The organism is Isoptericola nanjingensis, from assembly GCF_050311635.1.
Lineage (GTDB): Bacteria > Actinomycetota > Actinomycetes > Actinomycetales > Cellulomonadaceae > Isoptericola > Isoptericola nanjingensis.
In genome coordinates this window covers 1-25711 of record NZ_JBNOZL010000009.1, presented here as the reverse complement: position 1 = coordinate 25711, position 25711 = coordinate 1, and the positions used below count along the sequence as shown (strand labels likewise).

At 75.0% G+C, this 25711-nt stretch carries 26 protein-coding genes and 1 riboswitch; of the genes, 13 read left to right on the top strand and 13 right to left on the bottom strand.

Annotated elements, in window-relative coordinates:
* Nucleotides 1-5: 5 nt before the first annotated feature.
* The gene (locus ACQP6G_RS18010; protein ID WP_429766336.1) at nucleotides 6-1304 is read right to left on the bottom strand and encodes an ABC transporter substrate-binding protein; all 1299 of its coding nucleotides are present in this window, start codon (nucleotides 1302-1304) and stop codon (nucleotides 6-8) included.
* Between the two features lie 216 nt (nucleotides 1305-1520).
* Between ACQP6G_RS18010 and ACQP6G_RS18005 the strand changes: the two genes are divergently transcribed.
* Nucleotides 1521-2567 (top strand): LacI family DNA-binding transcriptional regulator, encoded by a 1047-nt coding sequence (locus tag ACQP6G_RS18005; protein ID WP_429766335.1) that lies wholly within the window; start codon nucleotides 1521-1523, stop codon nucleotides 2565-2567.
* 82 nt (nucleotides 2568-2649) lie between these two features.
* On the opposite strand, the gene ACQP6G_RS18000 is transcribed toward ACQP6G_RS18005, so the two are convergent.
* Nucleotides 2650-3366 (bottom strand): DedA family protein, encoded by a 717-nt coding sequence (locus tag ACQP6G_RS18000; protein WP_429766333.1) that lies wholly within the window; start codon nucleotides 3364-3366, stop codon nucleotides 2650-2652.
* Complete coding sequence (locus ACQP6G_RS17995) at nucleotides 3363-4157, bottom strand: copper homeostasis protein CutC (protein WP_429766815.1); 795 nt, start codon at nucleotides 4155-4157, stop codon at nucleotides 3363-3365. The genes ACQP6G_RS18000 and ACQP6G_RS17995 overlap by 4 nt, the downstream gene beginning before the upstream one ends.
* Nucleotides 4158-4292: 135 nt before the next feature.
* On the opposite strand from ACQP6G_RS17995, the gene ACQP6G_RS17990 reads away from it, so the two are divergent.
* Nucleotides 4293-4580 carry a hypothetical protein gene (locus ACQP6G_RS17990; RefSeq protein WP_429766331.1) on the top strand — a complete coding sequence of 96 codons (288 nt, stop codon included), beginning with the start codon at nucleotides 4293-4295 and terminating at the stop codon, nucleotides 4578-4580.
* A gap of 87 nt (nucleotides 4581-4667) precedes the next feature.
* Here the strand turns inward: ACQP6G_RS17990 and ACQP6G_RS17985 are convergent, their stop codons facing one another.
* Nucleotides 4668-5153 (bottom strand): DUF1269 domain-containing protein, encoded by a 486-nt coding sequence (locus ACQP6G_RS17985; RefSeq protein WP_429766330.1) that lies wholly within the window; start codon nucleotides 5151-5153, stop codon nucleotides 4668-4670.
* A 103-nt stretch (nucleotides 5154-5256) separates the two neighbouring features.
* Here ACQP6G_RS17985 and pgi point away from each other — a divergent pair, with 103 nt between their 5' ends.
* From pgi to ACQP6G_RS17950, 7 genes are all read left to right on the top strand, one after another.
* A complete protein-coding gene (gene pgi, locus ACQP6G_RS17980; protein WP_429766329.1) occupies nucleotides 5257-6975 on the top strand; it encodes a glucose-6-phosphate isomerase in 1719 nt (572 codons plus the stop codon).
* 157 nt (nucleotides 6976-7132) lie between these two features.
* Nucleotides 7133-7966 (top strand): STAS domain-containing protein, encoded by an 834-nt coding sequence (locus ACQP6G_RS17975; protein WP_429766328.1) that lies wholly within the window; start codon nucleotides 7133-7135, stop codon nucleotides 7964-7966.
* A complete protein-coding gene (locus ACQP6G_RS17970; RefSeq protein WP_429766327.1) occupies nucleotides 7963-8370 on the top strand; it encodes an STAS domain-containing protein in 408 nt (135 codons plus the stop codon). Before ACQP6G_RS17975 ends, ACQP6G_RS17970 begins: the two co-directional genes overlap by 4 nt.
* Nucleotides 8367-8786, top strand: a complete 420-nt coding sequence (locus tag ACQP6G_RS17965) for an ATP-binding protein (RefSeq protein ID WP_429766326.1) — start codon at nucleotides 8367-8369, stop codon at nucleotides 8784-8786. Before ACQP6G_RS17970 ends, ACQP6G_RS17965 begins: the two co-directional genes overlap by 4 nt.
* Nucleotides 8783-9823, top strand: a complete 1041-nt coding sequence (locus ACQP6G_RS17960; protein ID WP_429766324.1) for an ATP-binding protein — start codon at nucleotides 8783-8785, stop codon at nucleotides 9821-9823. The genes ACQP6G_RS17965 and ACQP6G_RS17960 overlap by 4 nt, the downstream gene beginning before the upstream one ends.
* Nucleotides 9820-11583 carry a sensor histidine kinase gene (locus tag ACQP6G_RS17955; RefSeq protein WP_429766323.1) on the top strand — a complete coding sequence of 588 codons (1764 nt, stop codon included), beginning with the start codon at nucleotides 9820-9822 and terminating at the stop codon, nucleotides 11581-11583. Before ACQP6G_RS17960 ends, ACQP6G_RS17955 begins: the two co-directional genes overlap by 4 nt.
* Nucleotides 11580-13190, top strand: coding sequence for a SpoIIE family protein phosphatase (locus ACQP6G_RS17950; protein WP_429766322.1), 1611 nt, complete (start codon nucleotides 11580-11582; stop codon nucleotides 13188-13190). The genes ACQP6G_RS17955 and ACQP6G_RS17950 overlap by 4 nt, the downstream gene beginning before the upstream one ends.
* Here the strand turns inward: ACQP6G_RS17950 and ACQP6G_RS17945 are convergent.
* The gene (locus tag ACQP6G_RS17945) at nucleotides 13169-13783 is read right to left on the bottom strand and encodes a dihydrofolate reductase family protein (protein ID WP_429766321.1); all 615 of its coding nucleotides are present in this window, start codon (nucleotides 13781-13783) and stop codon (nucleotides 13169-13171) included. The two genes, ACQP6G_RS17950 and ACQP6G_RS17945, sit on opposite strands and share 22 nt — an antisense overlap.
* Nucleotides 13784-13880: 97 nt before the next feature.
* Between ACQP6G_RS17945 and ACQP6G_RS17940 the strand changes: the two genes are divergently transcribed.
* On the top strand, nucleotides 13881-15020 hold the full coding sequence (locus ACQP6G_RS17940) for a PrsW family intramembrane metalloprotease (protein WP_429766319.1): 1140 nt from the start codon (nucleotides 13881-13883) through the stop codon (nucleotides 15018-15020).
* Here the strand turns inward: ACQP6G_RS17940 and ACQP6G_RS17935 are convergent.
* Nucleotides 14983-15453 carry a DUF6069 family protein gene (locus tag ACQP6G_RS17935; RefSeq protein WP_429766318.1) on the bottom strand — a complete coding sequence of 157 codons (471 nt, stop codon included), beginning with the start codon at nucleotides 15451-15453 and terminating at the stop codon, nucleotides 14983-14985. The genes ACQP6G_RS17940 and ACQP6G_RS17935 overlap by 38 nt on opposite strands.
* A 164-nt stretch (nucleotides 15454-15617) precedes the next feature.
* Here ACQP6G_RS17935 and ACQP6G_RS17930 point away from each other — a divergent pair, with 164 nt between their 5' ends.
* Together ACQP6G_RS17930 and ACQP6G_RS17925 are read left to right on the top strand one after the other, a co-directional pair.
* Nucleotides 15618-16859, top strand: a complete 1242-nt coding sequence (locus tag ACQP6G_RS17930; RefSeq protein WP_429766316.1) for a sensor histidine kinase — start codon at nucleotides 15618-15620, stop codon at nucleotides 16857-16859.
* Nucleotides 16856-17557, top strand: a complete 702-nt coding sequence (locus tag ACQP6G_RS17925; protein WP_429766314.1) for a response regulator — start codon at nucleotides 16856-16858, stop codon at nucleotides 17555-17557. The genes ACQP6G_RS17930 and ACQP6G_RS17925 overlap by 4 nt, the downstream gene beginning before the upstream one ends.
* A 12-nt stretch (nucleotides 17558-17569) precedes the next feature.
* Here ACQP6G_RS17925 and ACQP6G_RS17920 read toward each other — a convergent pair whose 3' ends face one another.
* Genes ACQP6G_RS17920 through ACQP6G_RS17910 form a run of 3 tightly spaced genes read right to left on the bottom strand, consistent with a single transcriptional unit; the run spans nucleotide 17570 to nucleotide 21218 of the window.
* Nucleotides 17570-18367 (bottom strand): ABC transporter ATP-binding protein, encoded by a 798-nt coding sequence (locus ACQP6G_RS17920; protein ID WP_429766312.1) that lies wholly within the window; start codon nucleotides 18365-18367, stop codon nucleotides 17570-17572.
* A complete protein-coding gene (locus ACQP6G_RS17915) occupies nucleotides 18367-20169 on the bottom strand; it encodes an ABC transporter permease (RefSeq protein WP_429766311.1) in 1803 nt (600 codons plus the stop codon). Before ACQP6G_RS17915 ends, ACQP6G_RS17920 begins: the two co-directional genes overlap by 1 nt.
* On the bottom strand, nucleotides 20145-21218 hold the full coding sequence (locus ACQP6G_RS17910) for a thiamine ABC transporter substrate-binding protein (protein ID WP_429766309.1): 1074 nt from the start codon (nucleotides 21216-21218) through the stop codon (nucleotides 20145-20147). Before ACQP6G_RS17910 ends, ACQP6G_RS17915 begins: the two co-directional genes overlap by 25 nt.
* A gap of 71 nt (nucleotides 21219-21289) precedes the next feature.
* Nucleotides 21290-21394: riboswitch (TPP riboswitch) on the bottom strand.
* A 159-nt stretch (nucleotides 21395-21553) separates the two neighbouring features.
* Between ACQP6G_RS17910 and ACQP6G_RS17905 the strand changes: the two genes are divergently transcribed.
* Nucleotides 21554-21820: a DUF4235 domain-containing protein gene (locus ACQP6G_RS17905; RefSeq protein WP_429766307.1), complete on the top strand. Its 267-nt coding sequence runs from the start codon at nucleotides 21554-21556 to the stop codon at nucleotides 21818-21820.
* 31 nt (nucleotides 21821-21851) lie between these two features.
* Here ACQP6G_RS17905 and ACQP6G_RS17900 read toward each other — a convergent pair whose 3' ends face one another.
* The 4 genes from ACQP6G_RS17900 to ACQP6G_RS17885 all read right to left on the bottom strand — a co-directional run bounded on the left by ACQP6G_RS17900 (nucleotide 21852) and on the right by ACQP6G_RS17885 (nucleotide 25608).
* Nucleotides 21852-22631, bottom strand: a complete 780-nt coding sequence (locus ACQP6G_RS17900) for a PAS domain-containing protein (protein ID WP_429766306.1) — start codon at nucleotides 22629-22631, stop codon at nucleotides 21852-21854.
* Between the two features lie 151 nt (nucleotides 22632-22782).
* Nucleotides 22783-23709, bottom strand: coding sequence for a sulfite exporter TauE/SafE family protein (locus ACQP6G_RS17895; protein ID WP_429766304.1), 927 nt, complete (start codon nucleotides 23707-23709; stop codon nucleotides 22783-22785).
* Between the two features lie 184 nt (nucleotides 23710-23893).
* Entirely contained in the window at nucleotides 23894-24349 is a 456-nt protein-coding gene (locus ACQP6G_RS17890) for an RrF2 family transcriptional regulator (protein WP_429766303.1), read from the bottom strand.
* Nucleotides 24346-25608, bottom strand: coding sequence for an AGE family epimerase/isomerase (locus tag ACQP6G_RS17885; RefSeq protein WP_429766301.1), 1263 nt, complete (start codon nucleotides 25606-25608; stop codon nucleotides 24346-24348). Before ACQP6G_RS17885 ends, ACQP6G_RS17890 begins: the two co-directional genes overlap by 4 nt.
* Nucleotides 25609-25711 lie beyond the last annotated feature (103 nt).

Here is a 25711-nt window from a genome sequence, read left to right as displayed (position 1 = left end):
TGCGGTCACTGGTCCGCTTCCGCGGCGGACTGCACCGCGTCGACGACGTCCTGCGGGGTCGCCTTGCCGGCGAACTGCAGGGCGATCGCGTCGTTCATCGCGCCACCCACGGACGCGCCGAGCAGCGTGTCGAGGTAGAGCTGGATCTCCGGGGCGCTGTCACGCACCTCCAGCAGCTCCGCCAGGGCGGGGTCGGAGACCTTCTCCGAGGCCGTCGGGTTGGTCGGCAGGCCCATGTCGAGCTCGGCGAAGCCCTGCTGGACCTCGTCGCTCAGGAGGTACTGGGCGAAGTCGACCGCGACGTCGGGCGCGTCCTTCGACACGGCCCAGGCGTCGCCGCCGCCCATCTGGGCGCCGTCGGTGCCCTGCTGGCCGTCGATCGAGGGGTAGGGGAACCAGCCCGTGTCCTCGCCGAGGCCGGACCCGTCCTCCGTGAGCCCCTGCATGACGCCGGGCTCCCAGTGGCCGGCCAGCTCCATCGCGACCTTGCCCGAGGCGAGCAGGCCGGACGCCGACGTCGCGCCGGTCTGGGCCGGGGTGGTGAGGAAGCCCTTGTTGAACGGCTCCGTGGCGAGCAGCTCGTCGAGCGTCTCGCCCGCCTTGACGAAGCACGGGTCGGAGTAGTCGACCGAGGTGACCGCGGTGTCGAGGGTGTCGGCCGAGCACTGGCGGATCACGTTGTAGTACCAGTAGTGCGCGGCGGGCCACTTGTCGCCCGCACCGACCGAGGCCGGCGTGATGCCCGCGGCCTGCAGCTTGTCGAACGCGGCGTACAGCTCGTCCATCGTGGTCGGGGTCTCGGTGATCCCCGCCTTCTCGAACAGCGACTTGTTGTACCAGAAGCCGACGACGCCCATGGAGAACGGCAGCGCGTACGACGCGCCGTCCACCTGGAAGCCGGACATGTACGGCTCGATGGTGCTGATCGTGTCGGCGGCCGGCTCCGACAGGTCCTTGAGCAGCCCGGCCTCGACGTGGTCGGCGAGCTCGCCGCCGCCGCGCTCCATGAACACGTCGGGCGCGTCGCCCGCCTGGAAGGCGGCGTCGAGCTTGGTGAGCATGTCCTCGTGGGCCATGGCGCTGACCTCGACGGTCGTGCCGGGGTGGTCCTTCTCGAAGTCGGCGGCGACCTGGTCGTAGTACTCCTTGCCCTCACCGGTGTTGGAGTTGTGCCACCACGTGATGGTGCTGGCGTCGGCGCTGCTGCCGTCGTCGTCGCCCTGCGAGCCGGTGCCCTGGCCCGCGCAGGCGGCGCCCAGGAGCGCCACGGTGGTCCCGAGCGCGACCGCGGTGGCGCCTCGCATGAACCTCGTCCTCGTCATCATCGATCCCTTGTCCTCGTCGACGGGCACGGCAGCGACGCTGCCGCGAGGTAGGTGTTGTGCCTGACACGAGAGTGGCAGGCGGACAGCGCGACCGTCAATCGTTGTCGATAACGATTTCGAAACCTCACCCGTCGTCGCCCCCGACGCCGGACGACGCCGCGTGACCGCCGCCCTCATGGCGCATACTGTCGACTCGTGAGCACCGCCGCCGACCCGTCCAGGGGTCCCTCCGCGCCCGTCGCCGGGCGCGTCACCATCTCGGACGTCGCCCGCGTCGCCGGCGTCTCGGTCGCCACCGTGTCGAAGGTCGTCAACAACCGGTACGGCGTGGCCGCCGGCACGTCCGAGCGGGTGCTCGCCGTCGTCGAGGAGCTCGGCTACGAGTCCTCCCTGGTGGCCCGCAGCCTGCGCCGCACCAGCACCAACGTCATCGGCGTGCTCGTCGCGGAGTTCGAGCCGTACTCCACCGAGCTGCTCAAGGGCATCTCGGCCGCCGTCGACGGCACCGGCTACGAGCTCCTCGCCTACGCCGGCCGCACCGACGGCGGAGCGCGCACGGGCTGGGAGCGACGGTCGCTGTCGCGGCTGGCCGGCACCCTGGTCGACGCGGCGATCGTCGTGACGCCCACCATGGTGATGTCGGCGGACTCCCCCGTGCCCGTGGTCGCCGTCGACCCGCACACCGGGCCCGAGGGCACCCCCACCGTCGACTCCGACAACACGACCGGCGCGCGCGAGGCCGTCGAGCACCTCATCGACCTCGGCCACCGGCGGATCGCGCACCTGGGCGGCCGCGCCGACCTCGAGTCCGCCCGCCTGCGCGAGCTCGGCTACCGGCAGGCGCTCGAGGGCGCCGGCATCGCCGTCGACCCCCTGCTCATCAAGGTGGGCGGCTACCGGCCGGACCTCGCCGACGCGCCCGTGCGCACCCTGCTCGACCGGCCGGACCGGCCCACCGCGGTGTTCGCCGCGAACGACCTGTCCGCCATCCACGTGCTGGAGGTCGCCGCCGAGCTCGGCCTGCGTGTCCCCGAGGACCTGTCCGTCGTCGGCTTCGACAACATCCCCGAGTCCTGGGGCAGCGCTCCCCCGCTCACCACCGTCGCGCAGCCCCTGCACCGCATGGGCGCCGAGGCGCTCCGCATGGTGCTCGACCTCCTCGAGGGCACCGCCCGCGAGCGGCACCTGCGCCTGCCCACGTCACTCGTCGTCCGTGCCTCCACGGCGCCCCCGCCGAGGTAGTACGAGATCCCGCGAGGTAGTACCCGCACTGCCGAGGTAGTACGAGATCCCGCGAGGTAGTACCCGTCCTGCCTCGGCGCCGTCAGCGGGCGCGTCCGTGCCGGCGCTCGGGCTCGCGCGGACCGCGCCGGGCGAGATAGCGCTGCCGCAGCCGCACCACGACGAACCACAGCACGAGCAGCCCGATGACGACGAGCACGGCGTTCGAGATGATGCCGCTCCACTGCGCCAGGACCGGCTCGATGGCGGGGCCGAAGGCGTAGCCGAGGCCCACCCAGATGCCGTTCCACACGCCGGAGCCGATGGCCGTGTACAGCGTGAACGACCAGAACGGCATGCGCTCGATGCCCGCGGGGATCGAGATGAAGCTGCGCACGAGCGGCACGCAGCGCCCCACGAGGACCGCGACGCGCCCCCACTTCGCGAAGAACGCCTCGGCCTTGTCGAAGTCGGAGCCGTCCATCAGGGGGATGGCGTCGACGATCGCGCGGGTGCGGTCGCGCCCGAGCAACCGGCCCAGGTACCACCAGACCCAGGCGCCGAGCACGGCGCCGACCGTGGCGGCGAGGATCGCCAGCCAGGCGTTCATCTGCCCGTCGTAGGCGAGGAAGCCGGCCGCCGGCAGCACGGCCTCGGACGGGATGGGCGGCACGAACGTCTCGATGAGGACGGCGGCGCCGACGCCGATCTCGCCGAGCGTGGTCATGAGGCCCAGCACCCAGCCGATGAACCCGTCGTACTCGGCGGACGGGTCCGTCGCCGAGGCTGCGACGGCGGCGGCGTGCACGACGCCGGTCACGAGCCCGCCCCGGCGTCGGGCGTCGCCGCGAGCGCGGCGTCGAGGGCGGCACGGGTCGCGGCCACGACCTCGGGGTCGGTGACGTCGTAGCCGCTGCTGCCCCCGCCCCCGGGGCCGCCGTCGGCGACCACGGTGCGCTTGGCCGAGAGGTGGACGGCGTGCACGCCCGCGCCGACGAGGGCGGGGACGTCGTCCAGGCGGACACCGCCGCCGGCCATGACCTCGACGCCGAGCTCGCGGCCGCGCGTCGCGAGCGCCGCCAGGACATCGAGGGCCTCGCCGGCCCGCGGGGCGCCGCCGGAGGTGAGGACGCGGCGCACGCCCGCGCGCGCGAGGACGTCGAGGACGGCGACCGGGCCTGGCACCTGGTCGATCGCGCGGTGGAACGTGACGTCCGCGCCGCCGGCCGCGTCCACGAACGCCGCGAGCGCCGCGGCGTCGACCGCGCCGTCCGCGGTCGTGGCGCCGACGACGACGCCGTCCGCGCCGGCGTCCAGCACCGCGCGCACGTCGCGCACCTGCACGTCGACCTCGTCGGCCGCGAAGACGAAGCCCCCTGCCCGCGGGCGTACCAGCACGTGCACGCCGACGCCCGAGCCGCGCAGCGCGTCGGCGACGGCGGCGACCATGCCGAGGGACGGGGTGAGCCCGCCCGTGCCGGCGAGGGCGGCGCACAGCTCGAGGCGGTCCGCGCCGCCCGCCACCGCGTCGCGCGCGCCCGCGACGTCCTGCACGGCGATCTCCAGGGCGACGCCGCCCCGAGGGGCGAAGTCCTGGCCGGTGGAGAGCATGGGCACGGGGTCTGTCGAGGGGTCGGCAGTCACGGCGGCGAGTCTACGGGGGCGCAGGTGTCCGGGACCGGGGCGACCTGTGACGGGACGGTGCTGGTCGGAGGCGCTGTCCCGTGAGGGTGGCAGGATCGTCGGGTGCCCTCCTACCGCGTGAGCCTCGCCGTCGGCCTGCTGCAGCCCGGGGTGGACCCCGCCGACGTGCTGCCCGCCGCGGCGGACGCGGCGCGCGAGCTCGTCACCGTCGAGGCGTACGACGTCGGCGTCGTGCGGGGCCGGGCACGTCTCACGGTCCGCTTCACCGCGGAGGACGACGCCGCCGCGCACCGCGTGGCGGACGCCGTCCACGACCGCGTCGACGCGCTGGCCGACACCTTCGGCGGCACGCTCACCCGGCGGTGGGGCGGCCGCTGGCAGCCCGCCTGACGCGGGGCCCCGACGGCACGGGCGAGCCCGCCGGCCCCGAGAGGCGCGGCGGGCTCGTCGTGCGGGCGGCGTCGGGGCCGCCCGGGGTCACTGCCCGAACGCCTCCAGCAGGTTCCGGCGTTCCGCGTCGGTGAGGTTGGTGCTGACCAGCGTCGCGTTGACGCCGTGCAGCCGCTCCCCCAGCCGGTCGGGGTCGATCGGCTCGGTCACGATGAAGAGGGCGGACGTGCCGGGCACGATCTCCTTCTTCATCTGCTCGATGTCCTTCGCGGTGATCCCGACGTCGGACAGCGACCGGGTGATGCCGGCGATCGCCGCCCCGGCGGCGGCCCCCAGGACCGGCAGGAAGAACAGCGCCCCGAGCAGCAGGCCCCACACGGCCCCCCAGCCCGAGGCCTTGGCGGTGTCGTCGTGCGAGCCGTGCGTGTCGGGCTTCTTCGCGCCTTCCGGCCAGCTCACCACAGCGTGGTCGACGACCTTCACCAGACCGTCCGCCTCGCCGCCCTTGACGGCCTTGAAGGCGCGGTCGGCCGCACCCGGGTCGTCGAACTTCCAGACCGTGAAATTCGCCATGCGTGCCTCCGTTGCGCCAGGCCGGGTCCGTCCCCGGCAGTCGTCATCCTGGCAGCGTGAACAGGCCGCGCAACCGGGCGGGGCGGTCAGTACCGTGGGGCCCATGACCTCCTCCCCCGTCGATCCCACCACCACGACCTCCTGGGGCGACCTGTACGCCCACTACCAGGAGTTCCGGGGCGACCTGCGCGGCTGGTTCGCCGCCGACCCCGGCCGCGCCGCGCGCATGACCCACGTCGCGGGCGACCTGCACGTGGACCTCTCGAAGAACCTCGCCACGGACGAGACGCTGGACCTGCTGGTCCGCCTCGCGCACGAGGTGCACCTGCCCGAGCGCATCGAGGCGATGTTCACCGGCGAGCACATCAACGTCACGGAGGACCGCGCCGTCCTGCACACGGCGTTGCGCCGCGCACCCGGCACGCAGCCGCCGCTGGTCGTGGACGGGCAGGACGTCGACGCCGACGTCCAGACCGAGCTCGACAAGCTGAGCGCGTTCGCCGACCAGGTCCGCGACGGGTCGTGGTCGGGCATCACGGGCAAGCCGGTGCGCACGGTGGTCAACATCGGCATCGGCGGCTCCGACCTCGGGCCGGTCATGGTCTACGAGGCGCTCAAGCCGTACGGCCGCACCGGCACGGACGCCATCGAGGCCAGGTTCGTCTCGAACATCGACCCCACCGACGTCGCGCAGAAGACGGCGGACCTCGACCCGGAGACCACGCTGTTCGTCGTGGCGTCCAAGACCTTCGGCACCCTGGAGACGCTCACCAACGCGCGGCTCGCCCGGGCCTGGCTGTGGGAGAGCCTCATCGCGGCGGGCGTCATCGAGGACGACCCGGACGCGAAGCAGGCCGCCGTCAAGGCGCACTTCGTGGCCGTCTCGACCGCCCTCGACAAGGTGGCCGACTTCGGCATCGACCCGGCCAACGCGTTCGGCTTCTGGGACTGGGTGGGCGGCCGCTACTCGGTGGACTCCGCCATCGGCACGTCGCTGGCGATCGCGTTCGGCCCCGACGTCTTCCGCGACCTGCTGGCCGGCTTCCGCGCCGTCGACGAGCACTTCCGCAGCACGCCCTTCGAGGCGAACGTGCCCGTCCTCATGGGCATGCTGAACGTCTGGTACGGCAACTTCCTCGGCGCCCACACGCACGCCGTCCTGCCGTACGCGCAGCAGCTGCACCGCTTCCCGGCGTACCTGCAGCAGCTCACCATGGAGTCCAACGGCAAGTCGGTGCGCTGGGACGGGTCCCCCGTCACCACCCAGACCGGCGAGGTCTTCTGGGGCGAGCCGGGCACCAACGGCCAGCACGCCTTCTACCAGCTCATCCATCAGGGCACGCGCCTCATCCCGGCGGACTTCATCGCCGTCGCCACCCCCGCGTACCCCCTCAAGGACGACGAGGGCGACGGGAAGGCCGTGGCCGCGGGCGCCGACGTGCACGAGCTGTTCCTCGCCAACTTCTTCGCCCAGACCAAGGCGCTCGCCTTCGGCAAGACGGCGGAGGAGGTGCGCGCCGAGGGCACGCCCGAGGAGATCGTCGCGGCCCGCGTCTTCTCCGGGAACCGGCCGACGACGTCGATCGTCGCGCCGGCGCTCACGCCGTCGGTGCTCGGTCAGCTCGTCGCGCTGTACGAGCACATCACCTTCGTGCAGGGCGTGGTGTGGGGCATCGACAGCTTCGACCAGTGGGGCGTGGAGCTCGGCAAGAAGCTGGCGCTGGAGATCGCGCCCGCCGTGTCGGGCGACGACGCCGCCCTGGCCGCGCAGGACTCCTCCACGCAGGCGCTCATCCGCTACTACCGGGAGCACCGCGCCTGAACCAGACGGCGAGCGGGTGAAGTTTGCCGGGTGCGCGGGGACTGCGCCGCTGGTCACGGGAGCGCTGCCGCACGACGGTGCGGCAGCGCTCCCGGCGCTGCGTACACTGACCGCGGTCGAGCAGACGGCCAGCCCCCCTCGTCCGGAAGGATCCGCGATGACTGCTGTCGCGCCGAGTGCCCTGGCACAGACCCTCGTCGACCATGCGGAGACCGTCCGCCCCGCCTGGCTGGACGCCGCGGTGGACGAGCTGCGCGGACGCACCACCCGCGGCGAGCTCGAGCGCGAGCAGTCCGACATCTACCAGGCCCTCGTCGACGGCCTGCAGGCGGGAGGCACCGACCTGCAGTCGGAGGCCTTCGACCAGCTGCGCGGGATCCTGGCGGACGTCTCCGCCGCGCGCGCCCGGCTCGGCTTCACGCCCCGCGAGACCGCCGTGGGCGTGTTCGCGCTCAAGGAGGGGCTGTACGGGCTGGCCGGGTCGGACGACACCATGACGCGCGTCCTGCCGCTGCTGCGCCTCGTGGACGAGCTCGGGCTGTTCACGTTCGAGGCGTTCGCCGCCGCCCGCGAGTCGATCATCAGCGAGCAGGCCGAGCAGCTCCTGGAGCTGTCGACCCCGGTCGTCAAGCTCTGGGAGGGCATCGTGGCGGTGCCGCTGGTCGGGACCCTCGACTCCGCGCGCACCCAGGTCGTCATGGAGAAGCTGCTCAACACCCTCGTCGAGACGGGCAGCACGCAGGCCATCATCGACATCACCGGCGTGCCGGCGGTCGACACGCAGGTGGCCCAGCACCTGCTGCGGACGGTCGTCGCGGCGCGCCTCATGGGCGCGGAGTGCACGATCAGCGGCATCCGTCCCCAGATCGCGCAGACCGTCGTCGCGCTCGGGATCGAGTTCGGGGACATCCGCACCCGCGCGACGCTGGCGGACGCGCTCGTGGACGCGCTGCGGGAGGGTCGCCGCTCGCACACCGAGGTGACCGCGTGAGCGACGCCGTCCCCATCCTCAAGATCGGGTCGACGCTCCTCGTGTCGATCCAGGTGGACCTCCAGGACGACACCGCGCTGCAGCTGCAGGAGGACCTGGCCGAGCGCATCACACGCACCGGCGCGCGCGGCGTCGTCATCGACATCTCGGGCCTGGAGATCGTCGACAGCTTCATCGGCCGGATGCTGGCGTCGGTCGCCGCGATCTCCCGCGTCCTGGACGCGCAGACGGTGGTGGTCGGCATGCGGCCCGCCGTGGCCATCACGATGGTGGAGCTGGGGCTGTCCCTCGGCGGCGTCCGCACCGCGCTGGACGTGGAGCGCGGTCTCGCGATGCTCGCCCCGGCCCACGAGTCCGCCGAGAGCGTGCTGCTCGCGGCGGCCGCCGAACGAGAGTCGAGATGACGACCGCGCCCTCGGCCACGGCGACGGAACGGCTCGAGGTGCGTGCCGACTCCGACGTGGTCCGGGTCCGACAGCTCGTCCGCACGGTCGCGCAGCAGGCGCGGCTCTCCCTCGTCGACCAGACGAAGCTCGTCACGGCCGCGAGCGAGCTCGCCCGGAACACGCTGGTCTACGGCGGCGGCGGCGAGGTCGAGGTGGAGCTCGTCGCCGACGGCCGACGGTCCGGGGTCCGGGCCGTCTTCTCCGACGAAGGTCCGGGCATCGCCGACCTCGACCTCGCGCTGACGGACGGCTGGACCAGCGGCAACGGGCTGGGCCTCGGGCTGTCCGGCTCACGGCGGCTGGTGGAGCAGTTCTCGATCGACACGGCACCGGGAGCCGGGACCCGGGTCGAGATCGTGACCTGGTCGCGATGATCTCCCCGTCGGGGCCGTCCTCGCCCGACGCGGCGGTCGCCCTGGAGGCCGGGGTGTGGCACACCGTCGACCATCCCTCCGCCGTCGGCGCGGTCCGGCGCGCCGCGACGACGGCCGCGCTGAGCCTCGGGCTGGGCGAGGCGCGCGCCGCGGAGGCCGGCCTCGTGGTGTCCGAGCTGGCGTCCAACCAGACCCGGCACGCCGGCTCGGGGTCGGTCGTGCTGCGCGTCCGTCGTTGGGACGACCACGCCGCGCTCGAGGTGCTGGCGGTGGACTCCGGCCCCGGAATGCGCGACCTCGACGCCGCGATGCGGGACGGGGTGTCCTCGCGCGGCACCCTCGGCATCGGGCTCGGCACGCTGCCGCGGCTCACCTCGTCGTGGGACGCCTGGTCGGCGCCCGGGCAGGGCACGGTGGTGGCCGCCACCTTCGCCTCCCCCGGCTCCCGCCCCGATCCCGCACCGGGGGCGGGGCTGACGCGGCCGATGACCGGGCAGGCCGTCTGCGGCGACGCGTTCGCCCTCCGGACGGACGACGGTGTGACCTCGGTCCTCGTCGCCGACGGGCTCGGCCACGGTCCCCTGGCCGCCGTCGCGTCGCAGTCGGCGGTCCGCGCGTTCCTCGAGGCGGAGCCCGCCGGCCCCTCCGCACTCCTCGCACGGGTCCACGGCGCTCTGGGCGGCACGCGCGGCGCGGCGGTCTCCGTGTCGCGGGCGGAGCGCGGGACGCTGCGGCACGCCGGGCTCGGCAACATCGGCGGCACCGTGCAGGGCGCCGACCGGCCGCGGAGCCTCGTGAGCCAGCCCGGCATCGCCGGCACGCACGCACGGGCCGTCCGCGAGGTCGCCGTGCCCGTCGGCGCCGGCGACCTGCTCGTGCTGCACTCCGACGGGCTCACCGACCGCGCGAGCCTGGCCGCCTACCCCGGGCTGACGGCTCGCACCCCTCTCGTCGTCGCGGGCGTGCTCATGCGCGACTTCGCCGTGCGACGGGACGACGCGTGCGTCGTGGTCGTCCCCCTGGGAGGCACCCCGTGACCACGGCCGGCACCCCGCTCCTCACCACCCGGCTCGAGGGCGACACGGACCTGCTCGCCCTGCGCCGCGCGGGCCGCGAGATCTCCCGCGCCCTGGGCCTCGACGTCCACACCCAGGTGCGGGTCGCCACCGCGCTCTCCGAGGTCGGTCGTGCCGCCGTCGCGCTCGGGCCCGTGGAGGTCACCATCGGCCTCGACCGGGGCGCCCGGCCGCTCCTGCGTGCGGACCTCGAGTCGGCCGCCGGCCTGACCACGACGGGCAGCGCCGCCGACGGTGGCGTCCCGGCGGCACGGCGTCTCGTCGACGAGGTCGTGCTCGGCGCGGACGGCCGCCACGTTACCCTCGTGGTCGAGCTGGGCGCCTCCGCGCCTCTCGACACGGCGACCACCGACGCCCTGCGCCGCGCGATCACCGTCGGCTACGGGGCCAACGCCCTCGACGAGCTGCGGGTGCAGAACGCCGAGCTGCTGCGCACGCACGACGAGCTGGTGACGCAGCGGGAGGAGCTCCGCCGGCTCAACACCGAGCTGGAGGAGACCAACCGCGGCGTCCTCGCGATGTACCACCAGCTCTCCGCAGAGCTGGAGGAGACCAACACCGGCGTCGTCGCGCTGTACGCCGAGCTCGACGAGCGCGGCCGGGAGCTGGCGGCCGCGAACGAGGCCAAGTCGCGCTTCCTGCGCAACGTCAGCCACGAGCTGCGCAGCCCGGTCAACTCCATCATCGGGCTGACCTCGCTCCTGCAGGCGTCGACGATGTCCGGGGACCAGGCCGAGCAGGTGGAGTTCGTGCGCGACAGCGCGGCCACGCTGCTCACCCTCGTCGACGAGCTCCTCGACCTCGCGCGCGCGGAGGCCGGGCACCAGGACGTGGCGCCCGCGCCGATCGACGTGCCCGCGCTGCTCGACGAGCTCCGGGGCACGACGCTCCCCCTGGTGCGCGACGGGGTGGAGCTGGTGGTCGCGTGCGAGCCCGGGCTGGCGCTCGTGAGCGACCGACGGCTGGTCGCGCGGGTCCTGCGCAACCTCCTGACGAACGCCGTCAAGTTCACCGAACGGGGCAGCGTGCGGCTCGACGCCCGCGTCGAGGGCGACGCCGTGCGGTTCGTCGTCGAGGACACCGGCCTGGGGATCGGCCCCGAGCACCTGGACGCCGTGTTCGAGGAGTTCGTCCAGGTGCCCAACCGCCTCCAGCCGGGCGTCCGGGGGACCGGCCTCGGCCTGCCCTACGCCCGGCGCACCTCCGAGGCTCTCGGCGGGACGCTGACGGCGAGCTCGGCCCCCGACGTCGGCAGCACGTTCACCGTCGTCCTCCCCGTCGCGCCCCCGGACCCGGCGGGGACCGCGACGGCGGTGCCCACGCCCACGCGCTCCCCCGCCACGGCCGGGCGGGACGCGGAGACCGGGCTCGGCCACGTCCTGGTCGTCGACGACGACCGGTCGTACGGCGCGTACGTCGCGGGACTGCTGCGCGAGGACGCCGGCCGCGTCAGCGTCGCCCACGACGGGCGGCACGCGCTCGCTCTCCTGCGGGACGCCCCTGCCGATGCGGCCGTCGTGGACGTGCGGCTGCCGGAGCTCGACGGCGTGGGCCTGCTCGCGCGGCTCCGTGCCGAGCACCCCCACCTGGCCGTCGCGCTCATGTCCAGCGGCCCCGCCCCGGACCAGACAGGGGTGGGGCGGCCGGCGCCCTTCCTGCCGAAGTCGACGCTCGACCGCGATTCCCTCACCCGCGCGCTCCGTGGCGGCGGTGCCGCATGACGCCCGCCGACCGCACCGTCCTCGTCGTGGACGACACCCGCGCGCACCGCTACGTCATGGCGACGTGGCTGCGGGGCGCGGGCTTCGACGTGCTCGAGGCAGGGACCGGCGCGGAGGCGCTGGACCTGGTGACCGCGACGATCGACGCGGTGGTCCTCGACGTCAACCTCCCGGACCTCACCGGGTCCGAGGTCTGCCGCCGGATCAAGGCGGACCCGCTGACCGCCCACGTTCCGGTGATGCACGTGTCCGCCACGTCGATCGACGCCGCCGCACGGACCGCCGGGCTGGCCGGCGGCGCCGACGCCTACCTGCCCGAGCCGCTCGACCAGGACGAGTTCCTGGCCACCGTGGGCGCACTGTGCCGCGCGCACGACGCCCATCGCGGTGCCGGGCGCGCCGTGCGTCGGTTCGAGGCGCTCGCCGACGCGCTCGCACTCCTGCACCAGGCCCGGACCCAGGAGCTCGTGGCCGACCTCGTCGCCCAGGGCGCCTGCGCCGTGCTCGGGCGGCCCGCCGTCGCGATGGTGGTCGTCGACCAGCAGACCGTGGTCCGCGCGGTGTGCCCTGCCCCGGACGCGCCGCTGGTGCGCGGGCGAGGGACGCTCCCCGTGCTGCCGCCGGGGCCGGTCTCGTCGGCCACGTTCGGCGCCGACGACGTGCCCGACCACTGGGTCCCCCTGCTGGCGCAGGCGGGCGTGCCGCGGTCCGCCTGGTGGACGGTGTGGCTGCGCGACGCCGAGGGCAACCTCGTGGGCGGGCTGGCGCTGCAGGCCGACGACGCCTCCAGCAGCCCGTCGGCGGAGGAGCGTGAGGTCGCCGCCCGGTTCACCGAGGGCATCACCGTGGCCCTCCGGAACCTCAAGACGTTCGCCGAGGAGCACCGCATCGCGATGGCGCTCCAGCGGCGGCTCCTGCCCTCCGGTCTCACGGTGCGCGGCGGTGTCGAGGTCGCCGCCCGCTACGAGGCGTCGGACGAGCGCCTCGACGTCGGCGGGGACTTCTACGACGCCTTCGACCTGCCCGACGGCCGGGTCGCCGTCGTGATCGGGGACGTCCAGGGGCACTCGCTGCGGGCGGCCACCGTCATGGCCGAGGTGCGCCTCACCCTCCGCGCCTACCTGCGCGAGGGCCACGATGCCGCTCGCGCGCTCGACCTGCTCAACGACTCGCTGCGGCAGGACCACCCGGAGCTCACCACGGTGTGCGTCTGCGTCATCGACCCCGCCGACGGCAGCATCGAGATGACCGACGCCGGCCACCTGCCTCCGCTCGTGGTCCGGACCGACGGGACGGTGATCGCGGAGAAGTCGCCGGCCCGCCTCCTGGGTCTGGCGAGCCCGGACGAGCGGCCCGCACGGCGCGACGCGCTGGGCCCGGGCGACCTCCTGGTGCTCGTCACGGACGGGCTGGTCGAGCGCCGCGACCGCAGCCTGCGGGAGGGCGTCCACGAGCTCGTGGACGCGGCCCGCACGCTCGCCGGGCTCACCCCTGCGGAGGTGTGCGCACGCCTCGTGGACAGGTTCACCGACGCCGGCCGGGAGGACGACGTCGCCGTCGTGGTCGTCCGTCGGACGAGCGACCCTCAGTCGCCGCTCGGCACCTGACCCTTCACGTCGTCGTACCCCGCCAGGCTCGGCAGCTCGCCCGGCGCGTAGACCAGGCGGACCACGCCGGTCGGGAAGGCCTCGGACCGGCGCAGGGCCAGCGGGTAGACCGTGTCGCCCTCGTCGAAGAGGCGCGCGCCGCGGCGGGCCGCGACCGGGTGCACCAGCAGGCGCAGCTCGTCGAGCAGCCCCGCCGCGAGGAGCTGGCGGACGACCGACAGCGACCCTGGCACGAGGATCTTCTCCACGCCGTCCTCGGCCTTCAGCGCCTCGACTGCGGCCGGCAGGTCGCCGTCGAGCCGCTCGACGTGGCGCCAGCCGAGGTCGTGCGTCGAGCGGGTCACGACCACCTTGCGCATGTCCCCCAGCCGCCGGGCGAACGCCGCGTCCTCCTCGCCCGCCTCCTCCCGACCGGGCCACGCGCCGGCGAAGCTGTCGTAGGTGACGCGGCCGATCAGCAGGACGTCGGTGTCGCGGTAGTCGTCGTCGACGGCGCGGGCCATGTGGTCGTCGAAGTAGGGGAAGTGCCAGGCGGGGTCGATCTCCGCGACGCCGTCGAGCGAGATGAACAGGGTGGACACGACCGTGGCCATGAGGGCTCCTCCGGGACGGGCGGACGGCGGGGTCGACCTGGTCCGCTGGGGAGATCATCGCGGTGCCGCAGCCCCGTCGCACCTAGGATCAGGGCCCATGCCGGCCCTGGACCCTCGCGCGATCCTCGACGGGCGCCCCACGCGCCGCCCGTCGGTGGGCGTCATCGTCGCGATCGCCGTGTCGTCGGCGTGCCTGCTCGCCGCGCTGGTGGTGACGTCCGCGGAGGGCCCGACGTTCCTCGAGGGCCTGATCCTCGCCGTCCTGCCCCTCCCGCTGCTGCTGGCGGGCGTGCTCGCCCTCGACCGCCTCGAGCCGGAGCCGCCGGACGCCCTGGTGCTCGCGTTCCTGTGGGGCGCGGGCGTGTCCGTGCTGGTCGCGATGGGGATCAACACCGCCGGGCTCACCCTGCTGTGGACGCCGCTGCTCGGCCAGGAGGAGGGCTTCGTCGCGACGGCGGTGCTCACCGCGCCCGTCGTCGAGGAGACCCTCAAGGCGCTGGTCCTCGTCGGCATGCTCTGGTTCCGCCGGCACGAGCTCAACGGCCCGACCGACGGCATCATCTACGGCTCGATGGTGGGCCTCGGCTTCGCCACGATCGAGAACATCCACTACTACACGGTCGCCGGCCCGGAGGGGCTGGCCGCGACGTTCGTGGCCCGCGGCCTCCTGTCGCCGCTGATCCACCCGCTGTGCACGTCCCTCACCGGCCTGGGGATCGCGACGGCCGCGCTCGCCCCGCGCGGCTGGGCCCGGGTGTGGCCCGTGCTCCTCGGCCTGCTCGGCGCGATGACGTACCACGCGCTGTGGAACGGCGCCGCGTCGCTCGGCGTCGAGGCCGTCGTCGCGGTGTACCTGCTGGGCCTGGGGGTCGTCGTCGGGCTGCTCGTCGTCGTGCGTCACGACCGCGCGCGCATCGTGGCGCTCATCGGGCAGCACCTGCCGCAGTACGGTCCGCTGGGCGTCGTCGCCCTGCCGGACGTCGTGATGCTCACGTCGCTGAAGCGCCGCCGCCGGGCCCGGGCCCAGGTGCGTGCCGCGGGCGGCCCCGGCCCGGCCCGCGCGATGCGGGACTACCAGCAGGCGGCGACCGAGCTGGCGATGCTGCACCGCCGCCTCGACCGCGGGCTGGTGGACCGGGCCGCGTTCGAGCGGCAGCGCGGCCCCCTGCTCGCGCTCATGCTCGCGGCACGGGACGTCGTCACGCCGCTCTGGCGCCCCGAGGCTCCGCCCCGCTGAGGCCCACCATGATCACGCCGCCGACGGCGAGGTGCTCCAGCAGGAGCAGCACCGTCGCGCCGGCGTTCTCGGCACCCAGCGGGCCCAGCAGGGACACCAGCAGGACGGCGCCGCTCAGCACCAGCCACGCCGTGCGGCCGCCGTCCGGGCGGCGCAGCAGGAGGGCGCGGACGCCCCAGCCACCCAGTGCCGCCGTGAGGCTCGTGGCGATCACCAGGGAGATCGTGACCTCGAGGGTGCCCGACCCGGCCCGGACCTGGGGGTCCACGCCGGCCAGCGTGCCGACCAGGAAGACCACCGCCCCCGTGAGCACGGCACCCACCACGACCGTCCGCGGACGGTTCCACCACGCCCGGTCGCGCCACGTGCGCCTCGCCGGTCCCCGCGGCGTGCGGCCCTGCGTCCCGCCGGTCCTGTTCGTCGTGGTGTCCATGTCGTCCCCTCCTCGGCGCCGGCGCCCTGCCGGCACGACGACGTTCCCGCGCGGCGTGCCTGCCGCGCGCCCTGCCGCGGTCGGTCGTCGCCTGGTCGCCGGTCGGGACCACCCCCGACTTTCGACGGTGTCGCGGCGCGACCGCCCGCCGTAGCGTCCCGGTCATGACGTCCACCGGCACCACCCCGCAGCCCGCCGTCGTCGGCCCCCGGCCGGCCGGCGTCCCGGGCCCGCCGCCCGCCCAGGGACCCCCGCCCGTGCCGCGCGGCGTCGTCGCGACCGCCTGGGGGCTCGTCGCCGTCCTCACCGCCGCCGCGACGGCGGCCGTCGTGACCGCCGCACCGGACACCTCCGTCGTCGGCACGACGCCGCAGGTGCCCGCCGTCGTCGACGTCGCCGTCGCGCTCGCGTCCCTCGCCCTCGTCCCGTTCCTGATGACGCGCCGCAGCGTGCCCGCCGCGCTCGCGCTCGCCGCCCTGGCCGCCGTGTCGGGGGCGGCGACTCCCGCGGCGACCGTGGGCACGCTGCAGGTGGCGCGCTGGTACCCGGTCCGCACCGCCGCGTGGGTCGCGGGGGCGGGGATCCTGGGGCACGCGGTCCAGGCGCTGTGGCGTCCGGTGGGCCTGCCGCTGGGCTGGTGGCTCCTGTGCGACGTCGCGGTCCACGCCGCGCTCTTCGGCTGGGGCGCGTACGGGCGCGAGCGGTCCCTCGTGCTGTGGTCCCTGCGCGACCGGGCGCGCCGGGCGGAGGCCGAGCAGGAGCGGCGGGTCGCGGAGGCGCGCACGGCCGAGCGCACCCGGATCGCCCGCGAGATGCACGACACCCTCGCGCACCGCCTCTCGCTCCTGGCCGCCACCGCGGGCGCGTTGGAGTACCGCCCGGACGCCGACCCGGCCGCGCTCGCCGCCGCCGCGGGGCGGGTCCGCGCGGGCGTGAGCGACGCGCTCGAGGACCTGCGGCAGGTCATCCGACTGCTCCGCGCCGGCCCGGACGACCTCGGCCCCGTACCCGGCCTCGACGACGTGCGCCGGCTCGTCGACGACTCCCGCGCCGCCGGGACCGACGTGACGTACGAGCGCACGGGCGACGACGTCCCGCCGGCCACGGTCGCGACGGCCGTGTTCCGGGTCGTGCAGGAGTCGCTGACCAACGCGCGCCGGCACGCGCCGGGCGCGGCCGTGCGGGTGACCGTCGCGACCGCCCCGGGCGAGGTCCGGGTGCGGGTGGTGGACGACGGCGCGGCACCGGGCGCCGTCGCCCCGGACGGGGTGGGCACCGGCACGGGGCTGGTCGGGCTGCGCGAGCGCGCCACGCTGCTGGGCGGCACGCTGGCCACCGGGCCGAGCTCGGGCCCCGACGCGTCGCGCGGCTTCACGGTGGAGGCGTGGCTACCGTGGGACGCGTGACGACGACGCCCGGGCCCGGCCCGCTCCCCGCCACCGGCCCCGTGGACGAGACCCCCGTGCGGATCGTCCTGGTGGACGACGACGCGCTGGTGCGCGCGGGCCTGCGCCTCATGCTCGACGGCGCGCACGGGATGCGCGTGGTCGCGGAGGCCGCCGACGGGGCCGACGTGCCGGGCGTCCTGGACGCGCACCCGGCCGACGTCGTCCTCATGGACCTGCGCATGCCGGGCGTCGACGGCGTCACCGCGACCCGGCGGGTGCGGGCGCGCCCGGCGCCGCCGGCCGTCGTCGTGCTCACCACGTTCGACACCGCCGAGGAGGTGGGCGGGGCGCTGCGCGCCGGGGCCGCGGGCTACCTGCTCAAGGACATGCCGCCCGCCCGCATCGCCGCCGCCGTCCACGCGGCCGCCGCGGGCGAGCCGGTGCTGGCGCCCGACGTCGCGCGGCGGCTGATGGCCGCCGTCGCCGGCTCGGACGGGTCGCGCGACCGCGCCCGCGCCGCCCTGGACGCGCTCACCGCCCGCGAGCGCGACGTCGCCGTCGAGCTCGGCCTTGGCGCGTCGAACGCCGACATCGCGGCCCGGCTCTACCTCAGCGTGCCGACTGTGAAGGCGCACGTGTCGAGCGTGCTCGAGAAGCTCGGGCTGGAGAACCGCACGCAGGTCGCCCTGCTCGTGCACGACGCCGGCGAGGCATGAGCGCAGGCCCTGTCAGCCCCGCACGGGCTCCTCGGGGCGGCCGGGCACCGGCACGTCGCCGTCCGCGGACAGCCCCAGGAACTCCGCGACGCGCGGACTCGCGGGCGCGCGCAGCAGCACGTCGGGGGCGTCCACCTGGAGCAGCTGCCCGGCGTCCATGACGGCGACGCGGTCGGCGACGGTGAAGGCCTCGTCGTGGTCGTGCGTGACGAAGACGGCGGTGGTGCCGGTGGCCTGGAGGGTGTCGCGGACGTCGACGGCGAGCCGCTCGCGCAGGCGGCGGTCGAGGGCGGACAGCGGCTCGTCGAGCAGCAGCAGCCGCGGGCGGGGCGCGAGGGCCCGGGCGAGCGCCACGCGCTGCTTCTCCCCGCCCGACAGCGTCGCGACGGACCGGCGTTCGTAGCCCGCGAGCCCGACGTCGGCGAGCAGCTCGGCGACCCGCGCGGCCCGCTCGGCACGCGGCACGCCCAGGGTCTCGAGCCCGTAGGCCACGTTGCGGCCGACGTCCCGGTGCGGGAAGAGCTGGCCGTCCTGGAAGAGCAGGCCGAAGTTCCGCCGGTGCACGGGCACGCCCGCGAGGTCCGCGCCGTCGAACGCCACGGTGCCGCCCGCGAGCGGCTCCAGCCCGGCGACGGCGCGCAGCAGCGACGACTTGCCGCAGCCGCTCGGCCCGAGCAGCGCGACGATCTCGCCTGCCGCGACGTCGAGCGAGACGCCGTCCACCGCGACCGCCCCCGGTCGGCGGCGCGTGGCGCCGTACCGCACCACGGCGTCGCGCACGACGAGCCCCGTCGTCTGGCCCTGCTCCATCAGAACTCCCCTCCCGGCCGGTCGCCGCGCAGGCGCTCGGCCACCATCATGACGGTCGCGGTGAGCACGGCCAGCACCACGGACGCCGCGAGCGCCATCCCGTAGTTCTCGGCCCCGGGCCGCCCGATCAGCCGGTAGATCACCACAGGCAGCGTGGCCGTGTCGGGGCGGGCGAGGAACGACGTCGCACCGAACTCTCCGAGCGAGACCGCGAACGCGAACCCGATCGCCAGCCCCAGCGACCGCGCGCCCAGCGGGCCGTCGACGGTCCGCAGCACCCGCCCCGGCGCCGCGCCCAGCGTGGCGGCCGCCTCGCGCAGCCGCGGGTCGATGGCGCGCAGCACCGGCAGCATCGTGCGCACGACGAGCGGGATGGCGACGACGGCCTGCGCGATCGGGACGAGCGCGCCGGAGGTGCGCAGGTCGACGTCGAGCCCGAACGGCTTGTCCAGCGTGATGAGGAAGCCGAAGCCCACCGTCACGGCGGAGACGCCCAGGGGCAGCATGAACGCGGCGTCGAGCACCCCGACGGCGCTCCGCAGACCCGCCCGCCGCGGGCGACGCGACACGACGAGCGCCACGAGGCCGCCCACGACGACGGCGATCAGCGCGGCCCACGCCGCGGTGCGCAGCGAGTTGCCCAGTGCCTCCCAGACCGTGACGGTCAGGGCGTTGGGCCCGCCGGTGGTGCCGAGGGCCACGTAGTTGTCGAGGCCCCAGGAACCGTCGGGAGCCCGCAGCGACCGCGTGACGAGCCCCGCCATGGGCAGCACGAGCAGCCCGGCGACCACGACGAGGGTGACGAGCGCCGGCACGACGTCCGTGCCGTCGGCACCGGTGCGCAGCCGCAGCCGGTGCGCGGACACGCTGTCGCTCGTGAGGTGCAGGGCCCGCTCCCGGCGCGCCCGGGCGCGGGAGCTGACCAGCAGCGCGCCGGCCACCACGACGAGCTGCAGCACCGACAGCACCGCCGCCGAGCGCAGGTCGAGGAACTGGGTGGTGCGCGTCCAGATCTCCGTCTCGATCGTGCCGTAGCGCAGGCCGCCGAGGACGAGGACGACGCCGAACGCCGTCGCGCAGAACAGGAAGACGACCGCGGCGGCCGACGCGATCGCCGGGCCGAGCGCGGGCAGCGTCACGGTGCGGAACGCGCGCCACGGCGTGGCGCCGAGCGCGCGGGCGGCCTGCTCGGCGCGCGGGTCGAGCCGCTCCCACATGCCGCCGACGGTGCGCACCACGACCGCGTAGTTGAAGAAGACCAGGGCGAGCACGATGCCCGCGAAGCTCTCCTCCAGGTGCGCCCAGCCGAGCGGCCCGCCGGGGGCGAAGAGCGCGCGGAACGCGACGCCGACGACGACGCTCGGCAGCACGAACGGCACGGTCACCAGGCCGCGCACGAGGGTGCGCCCCGGGAACCGGCACCGGTACAGCACGTACGCGCCGGGCAGGCCGAGCAGCACCGACAGCGCCGTGCCCGTGATCGCCTGGGCGAGCGTCTGCCCGACGATCCGCCACGTGCGCTCCTGGGACAGCACCTCTGCGAAGCCGGACAGGTCGAGCTCCCGCCCCGCCGCGGTCTCGGTGAAGAACCCCTGCAGGACGAGCGACACCACCGGCCACGCGAAGAAGACCGCGAGGAAGCCCAGCGGGAGCGCGACGGCCGCGCCCCAGCCGAGCCACGCGCCCCATCGGTCTGCACCCCGCCGGGCGGCGCGCCACCGCGCCGCCCGGGCTGCCGGGCGGGCGGTGGCGCGCGGGACGCGGGGCACGGGGCGCGTCAGCCGACGACCGTCGCCGTCCACTGCTCGATCCACTCGTCGCGGTGCGCGGCGACGTCGGCGGGCGCCACCTCGAACGGCTCGTCGGCCAGGGGCGCGAACTGCTGCCAGTCGGCGGGCAGCTCCACGCCCGGGTCCGCGGGGTACATGTACATCTGGCCGGGCACGTCGGCCTGGAACTCGGCGCTCGTCAGGAAGTCCACGAGCTTCTCGGCGCCCTCGGGGTTCTCGGCGCCCGCCAGCACGCCCGCGTACTCGACCTGCCGGAAGCAGGTGTCGAGCATCGCGCTCGTGGCGGAGGTCTTCCCGTCGTCGCTCACGGTGAACGCGGGCGACGTCGCGTACGACAGCGCGATCGGGCGCTGCCCGCCCTCGCCGGCGCCGGAGAAGTCCACGTAGTACGCGTCCTCCCAGCTCTCGGCCACCTTGAGGCCGTTGTCGCGCAGGTCGGCCCAGTAGGCCTCCCAGCCGTCCGCGCCGAACGCGCCGATCGTCGCGAGCAGGAACGCGAGGCCGGGGGACGACGTCGCCGGATTGGTCACGACGGTGAGGTCCGCGTACTCCGGCTTCGCGAGGTCCTCGAGCGTCGTCGGGGGCGTGACGCCGTGCTTCTCGAACCAGCCGTCGTCAAGGTTCATGCACACGTCGCCCACGTCGACCGGCGTCAGCGTGCCCGCCAGGTCGTCGGGCGCGTAGGCCGCGACCTCCGGGGCGAGGTCGGCCGGCTGGTACTCCTCGAAGACCCCGGCGTCGACGGCCCGCGACGCGTACGTGTTGTCCACGCCGAAGACGACGTCGCCCAGCGGCGCGTCCTTGGTGAGCACGAGCTGGTTCACCAGCGTGCCCGCGTCGCCCGGGGCCACCTGCTCGACGGTGAGACCGGACTCCTTCTCGAACGCGGCCAGGACGTCGTCGGAGACGGCGAACGAGTCGTGGGTGACGAGCGTGACCGTGCTCGACGCCGCGCCGCTCGCGTCGTCCGTGGGCGTCCCGCCGCACGCCGCCAGCAGCGGCAGCAGGGCGACGACGCCCGCGGTGGCGGCCGTGGTCCGGGCCGTGGTCGTGAGCTTCATGCTGTCCTCCTCAAGGTGCGAGAAGGGGGTCCTGCGGGCACCCGGCACCGTCGTGGTGCGGCCGTCCGCAGGGAACGAGATTCCCGACTTCCTCCACCGGTGCTAACCGGGTCAGGTTCGAGGGTCTGCGGCGGTCCGCACTCTCAGCGCCGGTGGGCGCTCCCCTGTCGTATCACCACGAGCCTACCCGCCGACGCCGCGCTACCGTGGTGCAGTCCTCGGCCTCGGGGTGTGACGTGCCTGACGTGCCGTGACGCCGTCCGGCGGCCGCGGACGCACGCGAGACGACGCGCGGTCGTGCCGCGGCCGCGCCGGGACCTACCGAGGGAGAGCACGTGACGGACACCGAGCAGCCGCTGGGCGTGAAGGTCGGCACGGTGGTGCTGACGATCGCCGCCGGATGGGTCGCGCAGAAGCTGATCGGGGTGGTCTGGGAGAAGACGACGGGCAGCGTGGCGCCCACCAACGTGGACGACGACGAGATCTCGATCATCCAGGCCGTCACCTTCGCGGCGGTCTCGGGCGGGGTCGCGGTGCTCGCGAAGCGCCTCGCCCGCAAGGGCGCCGTGCGCGCGGCGGCCCGGTTCGTCCCCGGCCGCTGATCCCCCGCTCCTGACGGGCCCGCCCTGCGGGTCAGTGGCTCGCGCGCGGACGCCGGCGGGCGAGCTGCGCGTCGTGCCCGTGCGGCCGGTCCACCGGCCGCACGGTGGCGAGCGCCTGGCTGAGCCGGTCCGCCGCGTCCTGGGCCGGCGGGGCGGACCGCACCACCTCCGCCGCCGTGAGCGCGGCGTCGCGGTCCCCGACGGGCCGCGCGAGCCCTTTCATCACCTGTTCGCCCGCCGACTGGGCGGAGATCCCGACCTGCGCGCCGGCGTCCGCGAGCACCTCGGTGGCGACCGACTCGTCCACGCCGCACACCGCCATGATGGCTCCCTTGGCCTGCTCGGCGGCCGCGGCCGCGACGAACGCTCGGGACACGGCCCGGTGCGCCTCGCGCTCCAGCGCGTCCCGCACGACCGGGCTCGCGTCGATGACGTAGCCGACGATCTGCGACGACGCGCCGTCGGCCCCATGCCTTCCCTGTCCGGTCACGACGACGGTATGGGTGCGCCCGTGGTCGTCCACGACGCGGTGCGCCCCCGAGAACGGCCGCCCGGTGCCGAGCGCGACCACCGCCGTCCGGGAGAGCCGCTCGCGGTCGTCGGGATGCAGGTGGGCGCGCAGCACCTCCGGTCCCGGCGCGATCTTGCCCGGCTCGCGACCGAAGATCCGGAAGACCTCGTCCGACCACCACCACTCCCCCGTGGCGACGTCGACGCGGTACCGGCCGACGAGCAGCTGGCTCCCCGCACCCAGCAGCTCCGCGAGGGCGACGAGCTCGCGGCGCGGTGTGTCGTTGGTCGTGCTGGACATCGAGGCTCACCCCCAGTGCCGTGCAGCTGGGTCAGGCGCGCAGTTCTCCTGGCTTCACCACCGTACCGGGACGGCGCGACACCGCCACCGCACGGCGGGTGACGTGCGGTGGCGGTGTCGTCGGTGGCCTCGGCCGTGCCGGGGGCAGGCGTCAGGCGACCGTCGTCGCCGCGGCCTCGGGGTGCTCGCCGGCCGCCTCGGCCCGCTCCGCCGCGACCGCCTTGCGGTGCTCGCGGAACGAGTAGGCGACGGCGGCGGCCCAGCCGACCGCGATGAGCCCGAGGACGAGACCCCGCACGCCGTCGCTCACCGGGAACTCGTCGAGGCTCAGCAGGGTGCGGACGTTGGTGAGCACGATGATCCCGCCGACGGCGGAGCCGAGGACGCGCGGCGGCACCAGGCGGACGAGCCACGCCGCGATCGGCGCCGCGATCAGGCCGCCGATGAGCAGCGCCAGGGCCCAGGTCGGGTTGATGCCCGCGGTCCCAAGGCCGAAGAGGAAGCCGAGGCTCGCGGCGACGGCCACGAAGAACTCGCTGGTGTCGATCGAGCCGATCACCTTGCGGGGCTCCATGCGGCCGCTCGCGAGGATGGCGGGCGTGCCCACCGGCCCCCAGCCGCCGCCGCCCGTGGCGTCCATGAACCCGGCGACCAGGCCGAGCGGGGTGAGGAACCGCTTCCGGAGCGGCTGCCCGAGGCGGTCCGTGCGCAGCCCGCGGAGCGTGAAGCGCAGCAGCACGTACAGGCCCAGCCCCAGCAGCAGGATCGACATCAGCGGCTTGGCGATCTCGGTCGACAGCCACGAGAGGAAGGTCGCGCCTGCGAACGCGCCGACCGCACCGGGGATGCCGATCTTGGTGACGACCTTCCAGTCCACGTTCCCGAACCGCCAGTGCGACGCACCGGACGCCAGCGTCGTCCCGACCTCGGCGAGGTGGACGGTCGCCGACGCGGCCGCGGGGTTGGTACCGATCGCGAGCAGCAGGGTGGTCGAGGTGACGCCGTAGGCCATGCCCAGGCTGCCGTCGACAAGCTGCGCACCGAGGCCCACGAGGGCAAGGAGGACGAGAGTCCGCACGGGGGTTCCCTCCGTTTCGGCGCGGCAGCGGGTCCGCCGCGTCTGCAGTGAAGTTACCCGATCGGCTCTATCGGATTCAACGGTCTCAAGAATCTGTCTGCATGCTGAGACGCGCCTTCCGGGGTCGGCGCGGGCCGTGCCGCGCCCCGACCGCCCCGTGCCGGTCAGGCCGCGGGAGCGGGGCTCACGGGTTGATCCACGCCGATTCATGCTCGGTGAGCCGGCGCACGACGTCGGGGATCGTCCCGGCCGCGAGGTCCGCCAGGGTCACCTGTTCCAGCACGGCCCGGACGTTCACGCGCAGCGCCACCCACACGTGCAGCAGCGACGCCGCCGCGCCGGTGTACTCCAGGTCCGAGGGCCGCGCGTCGCGCACGAACACCAGCGGCCCGTCCACGGCGCGCACGACGTCGGCGACGGTGACCTTGTCGGCCGGACGGGCCAGCACGTACCCGCCGCCCGCGCCGCGACGGCTCGCGACGATGCCCTCGCGCCGCAGGTCGCTCAGGATCGCCTCGAGGAAGCGGTGGGGCACCTGCTGCGCGCGGGCGAGAGCCTCGGCCGGCACGGGGCCCTCGCCGGACGCGGCGAGCTCGGCGGCCGCCCGCACCGCATAGTCGGCCTTCGCGGAGATCCTCACGACGTCGCCACCGCGTCGCCCAGTCGCGTGCCGGCCAGCAGCGGCCCGGCCTCCCGGGCGGACGCCGCGAACGACCCGGTGAGGGGCAGGTCCGGCAGGATCACGGCCTGGGCCGCGTGGTAGATGTCGGGCTTGCCGACCCAGGTCCGGCCCGAGGGGCGGTTGGCCGTGTCGAGCTCGTGGAACCAGGAGCCCCGCTCGTGGTCCACCAGGTGGGCGTCGATCCACGCCCACCACGTGTCGGCGAGCTCGGCGTAGCGCGCCTCGCCCGTCGTGCGGTGCAGGACGTCGGCCGCCGCGGCCGCCTCGGCCGCCACCCAGTGGAAACGGCGCGCCTCGACCGGGGTCCCGTGCCAGTCCGTCGTGTACACGAAGCCGCCCCCGAGCCCGTCCCACCCGTCGGCCACGGCGCGATCGAACAGCTGCCGTGCTGCGTCGGTGCGCCGGCCCTGCGTCCCCGCGGCGACGTCCACCTGCAGGAGCAACCGCGCCCACTCCAGGCCGTGGCCCGGTGTGGCGCCGTACGGCTTGAACGGGTCGTGCGGACGGTCGGCGTTGTACTCGAGCTGCGGCCGCCACTCCGTGTCGAAGTGCTCCGGGATCCGCCAGTCGTTGCCCGCAGCCCAGCCGATCACGCGGTCGGCCACGACCGCCGCCCGATCGAGCCAGCGGGTCTCCCCCGTGGCGTCGTGCGCGGCAAGGAGCGCCTCGACGGAGTGCATGTTCGCGTTGACCCCGCGGTACGGGTCGACCGTGCCCCAGTCGCGCGACCGCTCGTCGAGGTGCAGCTGGTGCTCGGCCTCCCAGAACCGTCGGTCGAGCACCGACAGTGCCGCCTCGAGGAGCGTCACGGCACCTGGCACGCGCGCCACGGTCCCGGTCGAACCGGCCAGCACGACGAACGCATGACCGTACGCCTGCTTGATCCCGTCGAACGCGTCGCCCGGACCCCGGGAGGCCAGCCAGCCACCCTCGTCGGCGTCCGCCAACGCCCGCGACAGGCCGGCGATCCCCCGGTCCAGCAGCGCACCTGCGCCCTCGACCCCCAGGAGATGTCCGAGCCCGTAGGAGTGCGTCATCCGGCAGGTGATCCACAGGTGAGCCGGCTGTGCCGGGTCGACGGCCCCGGCCTCGTCGAGCCACCCGGCGGTCCCGTCCCCTCCCAGGGACGACCGCGCGAAGTCCAGCAGGCTCACGAAGTGTTGGGCTCGCCACGACGACGTCGGTCCGGTGGCAGGAAGGTGCGGTGCTCCAGTCACCCGACGAGCCTATCGGCACGGCGGCGTGGTGGGGTGTTGCGGGTATGCGAAAGGCCCACCCCGGTGTGGGGTGGGCCTTTCGTGAATGGGTGTCCGGCGGCGT